Annotated in this window: 12 protein-coding genes and 1 pseudogene; 10 read left to right on the forward strand and 3 right to left on the reverse strand. The window is 66.4% G+C overall.

What is annotated here, in order from left to right:
- The 7 genes and pseudogenes from HMPREF0298_RS05840 to HMPREF0298_RS05870 form a co-directional block, all read left to right on the forward strand.
- A partial coding sequence (locus HMPREF0298_RS05840) for a Holliday junction DNA helicase RuvB C-terminal domain-containing protein (protein ID WP_006840196.1) occupies window positions 1-325 on the forward strand: 325 nt, incomplete at its 5' end.
- Between the two features lie 44 nt (window positions 326-369).
- On the forward strand, window positions 370-675 hold the full coding sequence (gene yajC, locus HMPREF0298_RS05845; protein ID WP_157464386.1) for a preprotein translocase subunit YajC: 306 nt from the start codon (window positions 370-372) through the stop codon (window positions 673-675).
- Between the two features lie 190 nt (window positions 676-865).
- Window positions 866-2,666, forward strand: a pseudogene (gene secD, locus HMPREF0298_RS05850) (protein translocase subunit SecD).
- A 3-nt stretch (window positions 2,667-2,669) separates the two neighbouring features.
- A complete protein-coding gene (secF, locus tag HMPREF0298_RS05855; RefSeq protein WP_006840200.1) occupies window positions 2,670-3,854 on the forward strand; it encodes a protein translocase subunit SecF in 1,185 nt (394 codons plus the stop codon).
- Window positions 3,855-3,884: 30 nt separating this feature from the next.
- Window positions 3,885-5,537, forward strand: coding sequence for an ABC transporter substrate-binding protein (locus tag HMPREF0298_RS05860; RefSeq protein WP_245527448.1), 1,653 nt, complete (start codon window positions 3,885-3,887; stop codon window positions 5,535-5,537).
- A 4-nt stretch (window positions 5,538-5,541) separates the two neighbouring features.
- Window positions 5,542-6,120 (forward strand): adenine phosphoribosyltransferase, encoded by a 579-nt coding sequence (locus HMPREF0298_RS05865; RefSeq protein WP_006840202.1) that lies wholly within the window; start codon window positions 5,542-5,544, stop codon window positions 6,118-6,120.
- Between the two features lie 40 nt (window positions 6,121-6,160).
- Window positions 6,161-8,437 (forward strand): RelA/SpoT family protein, encoded by a 2,277-nt coding sequence (locus tag HMPREF0298_RS05870; RefSeq protein ID WP_006840203.1) that lies wholly within the window; start codon window positions 6,161-6,163, stop codon window positions 8,435-8,437.
- Between the two features lie 79 nt (window positions 8,438-8,516).
- Here the strand turns inward: HMPREF0298_RS05870 and HMPREF0298_RS05875 are convergent, their stop codons facing one another.
- Entirely contained in the window at window positions 8,517-8,834 is a 318-nt protein-coding gene (locus tag HMPREF0298_RS05875) for a hypothetical protein (protein WP_040422747.1), read from the reverse strand.
- A 165-nt stretch (window positions 8,835-8,999) separates the two neighbouring features.
- Window positions 9,000-9,974 (reverse strand): peptidylprolyl isomerase, encoded by a 975-nt coding sequence (locus HMPREF0298_RS05880; protein WP_006840205.1) that lies wholly within the window; start codon window positions 9,972-9,974, stop codon window positions 9,000-9,002.
- Between the two features lie 85 nt (window positions 9,975-10,059).
- Between HMPREF0298_RS05880 and tpx the strand changes: the two genes are divergently transcribed.
- The 3 genes from tpx to hisS are packed head-to-tail and all read left to right on the forward strand — an operon-like array spanning window position 10,060 to window position 12,514.
- Complete coding sequence (gene tpx, locus HMPREF0298_RS05885; protein WP_006840206.1) at window positions 10,060-10,569, forward strand: thiol peroxidase; 510 nt, start codon at window positions 10,060-10,062, stop codon at window positions 10,567-10,569.
- Between the two features lie 7 nt (window positions 10,570-10,576).
- Entirely contained in the window at window positions 10,577-11,215 is a 639-nt protein-coding gene (locus HMPREF0298_RS05890; RefSeq protein ID WP_006840207.1) for an MBL fold metallo-hydrolase, read from the forward strand.
- Window positions 11,216-11,230: 15 nt separating this feature from the next.
- Window positions 11,231-12,514 carry a histidine--tRNA ligase gene (hisS, locus tag HMPREF0298_RS05895; protein WP_006840208.1) on the forward strand — a complete coding sequence of 428 codons (1,284 nt, stop codon included), beginning with the start codon at window positions 11,231-11,233 and terminating at the stop codon, window positions 12,512-12,514.
- Here the strand turns inward: hisS and HMPREF0298_RS05900 are convergent.
- Entirely contained in the window at window positions 12,501-13,895 is a 1,395-nt protein-coding gene (locus HMPREF0298_RS05900; protein WP_006840209.1) for an L-serine ammonia-lyase, read from the reverse strand. The two genes, hisS and HMPREF0298_RS05900, sit on opposite strands and share 14 nt — an antisense overlap.
- Window positions 13,896-13,914: the final 19 nt, after the last annotated feature.

A 13,914-nucleotide genomic window follows, 5' to 3' on the forward strand; every position in this document is an offset into this window, starting at 1 on the left:
GCACGGCGACGGGCGTGTCGACGTCGCCGCGGCCCGCGCCGCGCTGGAGGTGTTCGACGTCGACGAGCTCGGCCTGGACAGGCTCGACCGCGCGGTGCTCAACTCCCTCATTCGCGGACACGGCGGCGGACCGGTTGGCGTGAGCACGCTGGCGATTGCCGTGGGGGAGGAGCCCGGCACGGTGGAGGAAGTCTGTGAGCCCTACCTGGTGCGCGCCGGCTTGATGTCGCGCACCGGCCGCGGCCGCGTCGCCACCGCCGCGGCCTGGCACCACGTGGGAGTGACCCCGCCGCCGGAAGCGCCGGGGCAGCTCAACTTGCTCTAGAGCCCGCCACGGCCCCCGGATGGGGTTATGACACAATGGGGCCCATGGAACTTATCTTTCTTCTGCTGGTCCTCGCGTTGTTCATGCTGCCGACGTTTCTGATGATGCGCGGCCAGCGCAAGCGTCAGGCGCAGGTCGAGCAACTCCAGGCGTCGATCGTCCCCGGCGACCGGGTGGTCAACGTCTCCGGTTTCCACGGCACGGTTGTCTCCACCGGTGAGGACACCCTCGAGGTCGAGCTCGCTCCCGGCACTGTGGTCACGATGGAGCGCGCGGGCGTGATGCGACGCGTCGAGCCAGCCACCCCGCTTGCCGACGACCACCCCCAACAGCTGCCCGATGAGCAGTAGACGCGCGTCAGCCACATGCTGCAACACTCCGAGCCTAAAGACCCGCTCCCGCGACATGCGGGGGCGGGCCTTTTGTACGGGGAACGATAACGTAGCATGATGCGGTGGGCGCTTTCCGGCCACGCGCTTTCGCCTCCGGTGCTGGTGCGGAAAGCCAACGACATTATCCGAAGCAGAGGAGATACGACACGTGTCCTCACACAACCGGCGTTCCGCGGACGTGCGAGCGAAAAGGACGTGGCCCGCACAGGCACTCGCCCTATTTCTGCTGATCATCGTCGCGATCTACGCGCTTGTTTTCTTCACCGGCGACAGGTCGGCGACACCGAAGCTCGGCATTGACCTGCAGGGTGGCACGCGCGTGACTCTCGTGCCCCAGGGCGAGGACCCCACGCCGGAGCAGCTTGCCGATGCCCGCAACATCATCGAGCAGCGCGTCAACGGCATGGGGTGTCAGCGGCGCCAGCGTGGTCGTCGACGGCAACACGCTGGTGATCACCGCCGCCGGGGATGACACCTCGGCGGTGCGCAACCTCGGACAAACCTCGCAATTGGCGTTTCGCCCGGTGATCCAGAGCCCGGCGCCGGACCCGACCGCGGTGGGCGACGTGCTCGTGCAGACCGCCGACGACTGGGTCGCCTACGGGATTGTGCCGAAGGAGGATGCCCAGACCACCCTGGACTCCGTCGCCACGCAGCTCGGCACCGAGGAGGGCTCGCTCGAGGTGACCTCGGAGCCGCTCGAAGACCCGTCCGGCCCGATCGAGTCCGCCGAGCGTCGCACAGAAACGGCCGAGATGCTGCGCAGCACCCGCCAGTCTGCGGACCCGACGCAGCAGTTCGCTTCCCTCGCTTTGATGAGCACGGTGTGCACCACGCAGCAAACCGACCCGTTGACAGGCTCCGACGATCTCGCGCAGCCGCTGGTGGCCTGCGATGCCACGAGCATGCAACCGCTGCTTTTGGGTGAGGCACCCCTGCTGGGGCAGGGTGACCCGAACGGGCCGCGGTTAACGGGCAACGAGATTGATACCTCCCGCCCGATCACCGGCGGATTCAACCCGCAGACGAGCCAGATGGAGATCAGCTTCGCGTTCAGCCAGGACGGCAACCCCAACGGTTCCCAGGCGTGGGCGCAGCTGACCTCGGACATGATCGGCCAGCAGGTCGCTATCACCCTGGACTCGCAGGTCATTTCCGCCCCCGTTATCCAGGGCGCGACGCCGGTGGGTTCCGCGACCTCGATCACCGGGTCGTTCACCCAGGAGGAGGCGACATCGCTGGCGAACAACCTGCGCTACGGCGCGTTGCCGCTGTCGTTCGTGGGCGAAGACGGTGAGCCGGGTGGTACGGCGACGACGGTGCCGCCGTCGTTAGGCGCGGCCTCGCTGAAGGCGGGCCTGATCGCCGGAATCGTCGGCCTGCTTCTCGTGGCCGTGTTCGTCTTCGCTTACTACCGCCTCTTCGGCCTGATCTCCCTGGCCACCCTCGTGCTCGCGGGCGCCGTGGTCTACGGCCTGCTGGTACTGCTCGGACGCTGGATCGGTTACTCGCTCGACCTGTCGGGCGTGGCCGGTCTGATCATCGGTATCGGCACCACCGCCGACTCCTTCGTGGTCATCTACGAGCGCGTCAAGGACGAGCTGCGCAAGGGCCGCACCTTCCGCTCGGCAACGGCGACGGGCTGGGACCGCGCGAAGGAGACGATCGTGACAGGCAACATCGTCACCCTGATCGGCGCCGTGGTGATCTACTTCCTCGCCGTCGGCGACGTGAAGGGCTTCGCCTTTACCATGGGCCTGACAACGGTGGTGGACCTGCTGGTGACCTTCCTGGTCACGGCACCGCTGATGATCCTGGCGTCGCGCTCGCGCTTCTGGTCGCGTCCGGCGGTCAACGGCATGGGCAAGATTTACAGCCTCGTGGAGCGGGAGCGCACCTCTGCCGGCGCCACGGGCACCGCACCTAGCACTGAAACCGAGGAGAAGTAAGTCATGGGTAGCTCCAAACTCACGTTCCAGTCCCCGGCGGAAAACTCCGCGGACGCAGGTGTCACGCGCAGCCGCTACGACAGGCTGTACACGGGCGAGGGCGCAATCGACTTCATCGGCCGCTCGAAACTGTGGTACGGCATCACGCTCGCGCTCGTCGTTGTCGCGCTCGCGGCGATGCTTGTGCGCGGGTTCAACCTGGGCATCGACTTCGAGGGCGGCACCAAGCTGTCGATGCCCGCCGGCGACCTCGTCGCCGAGGAGGTCGAAACCACATTTATCGACGCCACCGGGGTGACCCCGGAGCTAACGCAGATCGTCGGCGCGGGCGACGCGCGCACCCTGGAGATCAACTCCGAACACTTGACGCAGCAGCAGATCGACCAGGCCCGCCAGGCGATTTTCGAGCAGCACCAGCCTCTCGACGCCGAGGGCAACGCCAGCCCTGATGCGATCGGCGACTCCACAGTCTCCGAGTCGTGGGGATCGACCATTACCAACCGGATGCTGCTGGCGATGGGTGTGTTCCTGCTCGCCGCCGCGGCGTACGTCGCGCTGCGGCTCAAGCGCGAGATGGCGGTCGCGGCGATGGCGGCCCTGCTTGTCGACGGCGTGCTCATCCTGGGCACCTACGCTCTGTTCGGCCTCGAGATCACCCCAGCAATGATCATCGGCCTGCTCACCGTGCTGACCTTCTCCATCTACGACACCGTCATCGTCTTTGACAAGGTCCGAGAGAATACCGCCGGGGTGCTCGATTCGCGCCGATCCACGTACGCGGAAGAGGCAAACCTGGCAGTGAATCAGACGGTGATGCGCTCGATTTCGACCTCGGTGATCTCGGCACTTCCGATTATTTCGCTCATGGTGGTCGCGGTGTGGATGATGGGCATCGGTACTCTGCGCGACCTCGCGTTGATCCAGCTGATTGGCGTTATCGAGGGTATCTTTTCCTCGCTGTTCCTCGCCACCCCGATTCTGGTCTCTCTGGTCAACCGGCAGGACAAGCACAAGGAGCATGCCGCGGCGGTCGAGGCGTTCCGCAACGGCGACGCCGATGCCGAGGCACTCCAGCCGGAGGTGCGCCACGAAGAGGCGGCGACGCGCAAGCGCACCGTCGTCGCGCCGCAACCTACCGAGCCGCACGCCCCTGCGACTAGCTTTACCTGGCGCCCCAATGCACGCTAGAGCCTTTAAAATAGGGAAGGATTTTTGTTCGTGGATCGCCCCACTTTCTCACGGGCGCTGAGCCTGTGTGCATCCGCCGTGCTCGGCGCCGGCCTTGTCGCGTCGTGCTCCAGCGGTGCACCGGGAGCGAGCGACGAATCGACAACGTCTGAGTTCTCCTACCAGGTGCCCGTGAACCTGTCGACAACTAACGCCGGCACCGATGTCGGGGCATCCGAGTTCGCGCAAATGCTCTCCGCCCGCCTCTACCCGGGTGTGTTTGTCGTGGGCCCGAGCGGGCAGATGATCCCCAACACCGACCTAGTGCGCACCCAGGCGTTGCCGGGTGCGCAGCGCATCGTGGAATACACACTGTCGGATGAAGCGGTGTTCTCCGACGGGGAGCCGGTGACCTGCACCGACTACCTGCTTGCTTTTACCGCGGGGAAAAACCCCGCCCTGTTCGGCTCCCACATGCCGCTGTTCGAGGAGGTAGAGCGCCTCGACTGCGAACCAGGCGCAAAGACCTTCGACGTGGTGTTCGCGCCCGGGCACGGTGCGCAGTGGCGAGAGCTGTTCGGCCCCGGCACGGTCGTGCCCGCGCACGCGGTGGCGGCGAAGCTCGGCACCGACGTGGCAGGGCTTAGTGCTCAGTTGGACGAGGGGGACGCCGCCACGCTGCGCCCCGTTGCCGAGGTGTGGCGAAGTGGCTTCGATCTGGCGAACTTTGATCCGGCGATGCACGTCTCCTTCGGGCCCTACACCGTTGACAGCGTCGGCGAGGCGGGGCAGGTCTCCCTGGTGGCCAACGAGCGCTACTACGGCGACGCCCCGCTGACGGATGAGATCGTGGTGTGGCCGGGCACGGCCGCCTCGGCGCAGCTCAACGGCACGGGCAACCTGCGCGTGGCTGACCTTGCTGAGCCGAACCCGGAGTGGCTGGACATCAATGCCGAGGGCAACGAGCTCGACGTGACCTCCCTCGTGGGCACTCTCACCGAGTCGCTGACGTTCGAAACGGCTGGGCCATGGTCGTTTCCCGCCAACCGGCAGGCGTTGGCCAGGTGCGCCGACCCGAACGCGGTGGCCGCCGCCTCGAGCGGGGCGGCTGGCGTGGAGGTCCCGTCGGTGCTCACCCACGTCGTTCCAAACAATGACCCGTTGGCGCCGCGTTTCGACGACATTGTCGCACCCCGCGGCGGCGTGGACATCGCAGCCGCGAGCGCGGCGGGCGGGTTGGAGCTGCGCGTCGGGTACGCGCACGTGTCGCCACGCATGGCGTCGATGGTCGATTCCATCCGCGCCACATGCGAACCGGCCGGCATTAGCGTCATTGACGTCACGGCGGCGACAGGCGCGGGCGCGACCCTGCGCGATCTTGGTCGCGTGGATGTCGGCGAGTGGGGAGAAGATGTCGTGGTCGAGGGCACCATTGATGCGATGCTGCGGCCCGTCAACCCGCAGACCGAGTACACGATTCCCAGCACCCGCGCGGCCGACCTCGACGCGATGCGCAAGCGCGAGACGGAGCTGTGGGATGAACTGCCCAGCCTGCCGCTGGCGGCGCAGCCGCGTTCGTTTGCCGTGGACCGGAAGCTGTCTAACGTTATTGTGTACACAGGCCCAACCGGTATCGGTTGGAACATGGATCGGTGGCAGCTGCGCCCGGCATCCGTCGGCGATGCGGCCCCGCAGGCCACCTAAGCAGATGAAGCGAGGACCAACCGTGCACACTGACTCCACGATAACCCCGTACAGCAGCGCGCGCGAGGCGCTCGCGCACCGCATCCGCAAGGTGCCGGACTTTCCCGAGCCCGGAGTACTGTTCGAGGATTTGACTCCCGTGCTTGCCGACGGCGCCGCGCTCAACGTCGTCATCCGCGAACTTGCGCAGGCCAGCCGCGAGTTCGGCGCGGACATGATCGGCGGGCTCGACGCGCGCGGCTTCCTCATCGGTTCGGCCGTGGCCTACGAGCTCGGCATCGGCATCCTGGCCATCCGCAAGAAGGGCAAGTTGCCGCCGCCGGTGATCACCGAGGAGTACACCACGGAGTACAGCTCCGCGGCACTGGAGGTCCCGGCTGAGGGGATTGACTTTGCGGGCAAAAAAGTGGTGCTTGTCGACGACGTCCTCGCCACCGGCGGCACGCTGGTCGCGGCGACTGAGCTGATCGAACGCGCCGGTGGTAGCGTCGTAGGATACGCAGTAGTGCTTGAAGTCGACGGCTTAGGCGGGCGCGACAGGCTTGGCGACGCCCCCCTGGTTGTGCTCGAGCACAACAACTAGAGATTCCATCAGGCGGTAGACCGCAAGAGAGGGGCCCGTGATGGCGACGGAGAAAACGCAGAAGCGTTCGGGCTCGAGCGTGCGCAGCGTCTCGGCGCGTCTGGCGCGCTCCTTGACCGGCGGCCGGGCCCGGGTTAACCCGGTGCTTGACCCGCTGATGTCCATCCACCGCCGATACCACCCGAAGGCCAGCGCCGAGGTGCTCAACCGCGCCTACGACGTGGCCGAGCGCCTGCACGAGGGGGTCACGCGCAAGTCCGGTGACCCCTACATCACGCACCCTCTGGCGGTGGCGACGATCTGTGGCGAAATCGGCATGGACACCACCACCCTGGTCGCCGCGCTGCTACACGACACGGTGGAGGACACGGAGTACTCACTCGCCGATCTCTCCGCCGACTTCGGCCCCGAGGTGGCCAAGCTTGTCGACGGTGTGACCAAGCTGGACAAGGTTGCCCTCGGAGCGGCCGCGGAGGCTGAAACGATCCGCAAGATGATCGTTGCCATGGCCGAGGACCCGCGCGTGTTGGTGATCAAGGTTGCAGACCGGCTGCACAACATGCGCACGATGCGCTTTTTGCCGCCGGAGAAGCAGGCGAAGAAGGCCAAGGAAACCCTCGATGTCATCGCGCCGCTGGCGCACCGCCTGGGCATGGCCACGGTGAAGTGGGAGCTCGAGGACCTCGCGTTCGCGATTTTGTACCCGAAGAAATACGAGGAGATTGTCAGGCTCGTTGCCGATCGCGCTCCCTCGCGCGACCGGGCGCTGGGCGAGATCAAGGCGCAGCTCGAGGCGGAGCTCAAGGCGAGCAGCATCAGTGCCGAGGTGATGGGCCGGCCGAAGCACTACTGGTCGATTTACCAGAAGATGGTGGTGCGCGGGCACGAGTTCGACGAGATCTTCGACCTGGTGGGCATCCGTGTGCTGGTGGACAACGTCCACGACTGCTACGCGGCGATCGGCGTGGTGCACTCGCTGTACTCCGTGATGCCGGGCCGGTTCAAGGACTACATCTCCAACCCGCGCTTCGGGGTGTACCAGTCGCTGCACACCACGGTGATGACGGACAGCGGCCGCCCGCTGGAGGTGCAGGTGCGCACCCACGAGATGCACTACAACGCCGAGTTCGGCGTGGCGGCGCACTGGCGCTACAAGGAGACGAAGGGCTCGCATAAGGGCGACCAGGCCGAGGTGGACCAGATGGCGTGGATGCGCCAGCTGCTGGACTGGCAGAAGGAAGCCGCTGACCCGAACGAGTTTCTCGACTCATTGCGCTACGACCTCACCGCCCAGCAGATCTTCGCGTTCACCCCCAAGGGCGACGTGGTTAACCTGCCCGCCGGATCGACGCCGGTGGACTTCGCCTACGCGGTGCACACGGAGGTGGGGCATCGCTGCATCGGTGCGAAGGTTAACGGCAAGCTTGTCGCGCTTGAATCGGAGCTCGTGTCCGGCGACAGGGTGGAGATTTTCACCTCCAAGGACGAAAACGCCGGGCCGTCGCGCGACTGGCAGGATTTCGTGGTCTCGCCGCGGGCGAGGACGAAGATCAGGCAGTGGTTTGCCAAGGAGCGCCGCGAGGAGCACCTGGAGGCCGGCCGTGACGCCCTGGCTGCAGAGGTGCAGCGTGGCGGGCTTCCCATGCACCGGCTGTTCACCGCCGACACGATGCGACAGATTTCCCAAAGGCTGCACTACCAGGACGTGGATGCCCTCTATACCGCGATCGGCGCGGGCACGGTGTCCGCCCAGCATGTCGCGCGCATGCTCACCGACGTGTTCGGCGACGAGGAAGACGCCGTGGACACACTGGCCGCGCGCACCCCGATGTCGGAGCTGGTGCGCTCCAAGGCGGTGGCCAACGGCGCGGGCGTGCTCGTCGAGGGCAGCCCGGACATGCTGGCCAAGTTGGCGAAGTGCTGCCAGCCTGTGCCGGGTGATCAGATTTTCGGCTTTGTCACCCGTGGCGCGGGCGTGTCCGTGCACCGCGCGGACTGCACGAACGCGGCCAAGTTGAAGGAAGAGCCGGAGCGGCTTATCGACGTCTCGTGGGCCGCATCCTCCGCCCCGGGCGCGGCGTCTCAGGCGACGCTGCAGGTCGAGGCTCTGGATCGGCAGGGTCTGCTCGCCGAGATCACGGGGGTGCTCTCGGAGCAGAAGCTTCCCATCATGATGCTGACATCGCAGCTGGGTAGCGACAACGTCGCCACCGTGCGCTTTACCATGGCCGTCTCGGACACCAAGCAGCTCGGCTCGATCATGAAGCACGTGCGCAACATCGAGGGCGTGTTCGACATCTACCGCGTCACGGCCTAGCACCGCCGCACAGGGGGGAGAGATGCAAAAACCGCCCGGCCCCCTTTGTATGAGGGAAGCGGGCGGTGGAAGCGGGGACCTAGCCGAGCTTCGGGAGGGTCAGACCGAGGTTCTTGGAGGCGAAGGTGATGACGGCGCCGAGCAGGCCGATGATGGCGGTGACCACGCCGATCCAGTTCTTGGCCTTGGTGAGGTCGGAGTCGGAGGAGCCACTGTCGGTGTCCTCCTTCTCGGATTCGTTATTGGAAGAGCCCTGGAAGCGCTCGACGATGGAAGAGCCGGTTTCCGTTGCGGGCCCTGTGTTACCAGGTTCCGCAGCGAAAGCCGGTGCGGCAACGCCGCCGGAGACGAGTGCGGTTGCGGTAGCGACTGCGAGGAGGCTGTTACGGAGCTTCATGGTTTTTCCCATCTACCAGACATGACATGTACAGGGTATGAACCTAGTCGCACCAATCAGGGTGCGCAAGGCCCCCGAACCGTGTTCTCCGAAAGTTCACCTCTGGTCTATCGTGGCGTCAATTGGCGGGTGGCCGGGGGCGTTGGGTGGGGCGTCGACAAGCGCCTAGCTCACCGTGGCGGAGGTGATGCGGACCTCGTCCTTCGGCGCGCCGTCGGGCTGGCCGTCGGCGGTGCCGCGGGCGGCAACTTCGTCGAGGGTGGCCAGGCCGGCGTCGTCAATGCGGCCGAAGTAGGTGTAGGCCGGCGGAAGCGAGGAATCGCCGTAGTTGAGGAAGAACTGCGAGCCGTTGGTGTCCAGGCCTGCGTTCGCCATCGCGATGGTGCCGCGCTCGTACTTAACTGGTTGCTGCTGCTGCAAGAGCATTCCCTTGTACTGCTCGGCCTGCTCCGCCGGCACGCCCTCCGGGATCTGGGAGGTGTCGATCGTCTCTAACGCCTCGTCGGTGGGGTACTCGTTGGGGAACTGGAAGCCGGGCCCGCCCGAGCCGGTGCCCGTCGGGTCGCCGCACTGTAGGACCTTGAGGCCCTCGCCTGTGGTCAGGCGGTGGCACACGGTGTCGTCGTAGTAACCCTCGCCGGCCAAGTACTCGACGGCGTTGACCGTGCAGGGGGAGACGGAGCGGTCCAGCTCCATGCCGATCGGGCCGGCAGAGGTCTCCAGGGTCACGGTGACGGTGCCCTCAGTGGAGACGCTGTCGCTCGGGGGCACGCCGACGAAGTTGTCCTTCTGTCCCTCCTGCTCCTCGTACGAGCAGCTCACGGTGGCGGGCAGCGGGGTAGAGCGCGTAAGCGACAGCGGCTCGGCCTGGATCGGCTCCGGCTCGGTCGTCTCGGCGGTGGACTCAGCGGCGGTAGTCTGCTCACCGGAGGCGGTCACGCTCTCGTCTGAGCCCTGGTTGGCCAGGAAGTAGATGCCTCCGCCGATGGCGGCGAGGACAGCCAGCGAGGCCGCGGCAACAGCCCACGGCTTGGTCTTTTCCTTACGGTCGCGGGCCCCCAACTCCTTTTCAAGGTCGCGCAACGCTTCCTTGCCACGCTGTTCATTATTGGGCGCCTGGGACACGATGGCTTCCTCCATTGACTCGCTTGCCTTCTAAGATGTGCGGTGTTTCAGCTTAGCAGCGCCGTGGCAGTACCCACCACAGACCACTACGCTGGTGGATATGGCTACCGTAACCTTTAAAAATGACCAGACCACGACCTCCGGCGATCTGCCCGCAGTGGGGCAGAAGCTGCCGGACTTCGAGCTCGTCGGCGGCGATTTGAACCCCGTGACCGCAACCGACTTCGCGGGCGAGCGCCTCGTGCTCAACATCTTCCCCTCCCTCGACACCGGGGTGTGCGCGGCATCGGTGCGCGCCTTCAACAAGCTGGCGGCAGGTGCCGACAACACCGAGGTGCTGTGCATCTCCCACGACCTGCCGTTCGCCCAGCAGCGCTTCTGCGCCGCAGAGGGCATTGACAAGGTCATCGCGGCTTCGGAGTTTCGCTCACCCTTCGGCGAGGACTTAGGCCTGCGCCTCGAGGGCTCCCCGCTTGAGGGGCTGCTCGCCCGCGCGGTGATCGTCACCGACGCCGAGCACAACGTCGTCTACACCGAGCTTGTCAGCGAGATCACCAACGAGCCGGATTACGACGCCGCCGAGGCCGCCTTGAGCGGAAGCAACGGGTAGTAAACACGTGCAGATCACCGGATTCGCGGCCGGTCCGCTGCAGACCAACTGCTACATCGTCTCCAACGAGGACACGGGTGAGGCAGTGGTCGTCGACCCGAGCTACGGGGCGCATGCGCGCGTGGAGAAGTTCTGCGCGGCAGAAAACCTCACCGTGGTCGCAATCATCTTGACCCACGGCCACATCGACCACATTCGCGACGCAGGCATCTTTGGAGTGGAAACGTTCATTCACACCGACGACGCCTTCATGCTCGACGGGGCGGTGGCCACCGAGTGGCTGCGCGTGCCCTTCGACATCGACAACATGGAGCCGATTGCCAACCTCACCGAGGTCACCGGCGGCAAACAAGTCACCCTCGCCGGCATGGACTTCACCGTCCGGCACGCCCCGGGCCACTCGCCGGGCAGCGCGCTGTGGATCCACGACGACTTCGTGCTCGCCGGCGACGTGATTTTCCAGGGCTCGATCGGGCGCACCGACCTGCCGTACTCGGACGAGGAGGCGATGCAGGCTAGCCTGCGCGGGCCCGTGTGGGAGATCGAGGACCGCCTGCCACTTCTTCCCGGCCACGGCCCGACGACCACAATGGCGCACGAACGCGCCACCAACCCCTACCTGCGGGCGGCGAACCAGGGGCGCTGACTAGACTTTGCACCCGTGAGCGAAAACAGCACTTTCAAGGCCCTGTCCGCCCCAAAGGGCGTGCCCGACTACGTCCCGCCGGCCTCGGCGACGTTTATCGCGGTGCGTGACGAGTTCGCGCGCCAAGCGCGGCTTGCCGGCTACCAGCACATCGAGCTGCCGGTTTTCGAGGACACCACGCTTTTCGCCCGCGGCGTCGGGGAATCGACCGATGTGGTCTCAAAGGAGATGTACACCTTCGCCGACCGCGGCGACCGCAGCGTCACGCTGCGCCCGGAGGGCACGGCCGGGGTGATGCGCGCGGTGATCGAGCACAACCTGGATCGCGGCTACCTGCCGGTCAAGCTCAACTACTATGGCCCGTTCTTCCGCTACGAGCGCCCCCAGGCGGGCCGCTACCGCCAGCTGCAGCAGGTGGGCGTGGAGGCCATCGGCGTCGACGACCCGCTTCTCGACGCCGAAATCATCGCCCTGGCCGACCGCTGCTACCGCGCCGTCGGCCTGACGGGCTTCCGCCTCGAGCTGACAAGCCTGGGCGACAATACTTGCCGGCCCGCCTACCGCGAGAAGCTGCAGAAGTTCCTGTTCTCCCTCGACCTGGATGAGGAAACGCGCCGGCGCGCGGAGATCAACCCGCTGCGCGTGCTCGACGACAAGCGCCCCGAGGTCAAGGCGATGACCGCGGATGCCCCGCTGATGATCGACCACCTCTCGGACGAAGCGCGCGCGCACTTTGACACGGTGACCGCCACCCTCGACGCGATGGGCGTGGACTACGTGATCAATCCGCGCATGGTGCGCGGGCTGGACTACTACACAAAGACCACCTTCGAGTTTGTCCACGACGGCCTCGGCGCGCAGTCCGGTATCGGCGGCGGCGGGCGTTACGACGGCCTCATGGCCCAAATCGGCGGCCAGGACCTCTCCGGCATCGGCTTCGGCCTCGGCGTCGACCGCACCGTGCTCGCACTCGAGGCGGAGGGCGTCACCCTTGACGGCGTCGAGCGCCGCGTCGACGTGTTCGGAGTGGCAATGGGCGAGGAGGCGAGCAAACGCATGAGCTTGCTTATCGACGACCTCCGCGCCGCCGGGATCTCCGCCGACATGTCCTACGGTGGGCGCGGGCTCAAGGGCGCGATGAAGGGCGCCGACCGGGCGGGCGCGAAGTTCGCGCTCGTGCTCGGCGACAACGAGCTGGAGGCGAGCGAGGTCGCGGTGAAGAACCTCGCGGAGCACAGCCAGACCTCGGTGGCGCTTGACGCCCAGGCCGTGATCGCGGCGGTGGCTAGCACTCGGTGATGTTGACGGGAAGCCCGAGCTGAACGGCGAGCCCGCCCATCGACGTCTCCTTGTACTTGGTCATCATGTCGCGGCCGGTGGCGGCCATGGTTTCCACGACGTCGTCGAGGGTGACGATGTTCGTGCCGTCGCCAAGCTTGGCCAAACGCGCGGCGTTGATTGCCTTGACCCCGCCGATGGCGTTGCGCTCGATGCAGGGCACCTGCACGAGCCCGCCGACCGGGTCGCAGGTCAGCCCCAGGTTGTGCTCAAGCGCGATCTCAGCGGCGTTTTCGACCTGCTCGGCCGTGCCGCCCAAAATGGCGCACATGCCCGCCGCGGCCATCGCGGAGGCGGAGCCGACCTCGCCCTGGCAGCCGACCTCCGCGCCCGAGATCGACGCGTTGGTCTTGATAATCGCGCCGATCGCACCGGCGGTGAGCAGGAACTCGCGGGCCCGCTCGTCGGTGAAGTCCTCCATGAAATCGCGGCAGTAGTGCATCACGGCGGGGATGATGCCCGCGGCTCCGTTAGTCGGCGCCGTGACCACCTGGCCGTGGGCGGCGTTTTCCTCGTTGACGGCCAGGGCGAAAAGGTTGACCCACTCCATCGCGTCAAGCCCGCGGGCCGTGGATTCCTCGTACTCGGCGGTGAACAGGCGGTACAGACGCGGGGCGCGGCGGGTGACGTTGAGCCCGCCGGGCAAAACCCCCTCGGCTTTGAGCCCGTTGGCGACGCATTCCTGCATCACGTTCCACACGGCATCGAGGTGTGCGCTGACCGTGTACCAGCCGTGCAGCGCCTCCTCGTTGGCGCGCATCACCTCCGCGATGCTCAACCCGTTGTCGCGGCACAGGTTCAGCAGCTCCTCACCAGAGTGGAACTCGAAGGGAATTGTGTCGTCGGGCTGCTCTATGGACACCCCGGCGCGGTTTCGGTGCGCCTCCATGCCCGCGCGGTCGAGGATGAACCCGCCACCGACGGAGTAGTACTCCTTGCGCGTGGTGATGCGGTTGCCCTCGGCGTCCCAGGCGTCGAAAATCAGGCAGTTGGGGTGCTGTGCGACCGGCTTGGGGTTAAACGTCACCTCGTAGTCGACGCTGCCCGCCGGCCCGGAGATGGTGCCGGACTCGGGGATTGCCACTCCGGGCACCGGGTCGATGTCGGGGGTGGTGGTCGTCGGGGTGTAGCCGACAAGGCCGAGCAGGACCGCGCGGTCGGTCCCGTGCCCCACACCCGTGGCGGCCAGCGAACCGCGCAGCTCGACGGCCACGCGCGGGGGCAGCTCGCCGAGGTTGTCGACGAAGGCCATCGCCGCGCGCATCGGGCCAACGGTATGGCTTGACGACGGCCCAATGCCGATGCTGAACAGGTCAACGACGCTGACAGTATTTTGCGACATAAAACAGATGCTACCTCAC

Source organism: Corynebacterium lipophiloflavum DSM 44291, from assembly GCF_000159635.1.
Classification (GTDB): domain Bacteria; phylum Actinomycetota; class Actinomycetes; order Mycobacteriales; family Mycobacteriaceae; genus Corynebacterium; species Corynebacterium lipophiloflavum.

Coding starts and splice junctions, on each gene's coding strand:
- secF (WP_006840200.1), top strand. CDS start 2,670: ATGGGTAGCTCCAAACTCACGTTCCAGTCCCCGGCGGAAAACTCCGCG.
- HMPREF0298_RS05900 (WP_006840209.1), bottom strand. CDS start 13,895: ATGTCGCAAAATACTGTCAGCGTCGTTGACCTGTTCAGCATCGGCATT.
- HMPREF0298_RS05875 (WP_040422747.1), bottom strand. CDS start 8,834: ATGAAGCTCCGTAACAGCCTCCTCGCAGTCGCTACCGCAACCGCACTC.
- yajC (WP_157464386.1), top strand. CDS start 370: ATGGAACTTATCTTTCTTCTGCTGGTCCTCGCGTTGTTCATGCTGCCG.
- HMPREF0298_RS05880 (WP_006840205.1), bottom strand. CDS start 9,974: ATGGAGGAAGCCATCGTGTCCCAGGCGCCCAATAATGAACAGCGTGGC.
- tpx (WP_006840206.1), top strand. CDS start 10,060: ATGGCTACCGTAACCTTTAAAAATGACCAGACCACGACCTCCGGCGAT.
- HMPREF0298_RS05870 (WP_006840203.1), top strand. CDS start 6,161: ATGGCGACGGAGAAAACGCAGAAGCGTTCGGGCTCGAGCGTGCGCAGC.
- HMPREF0298_RS05865 (WP_006840202.1), top strand. CDS start 5,542: ATGAAGCGAGGACCAACCGTGCACACTGACTCCACGATAACCCCGTAC.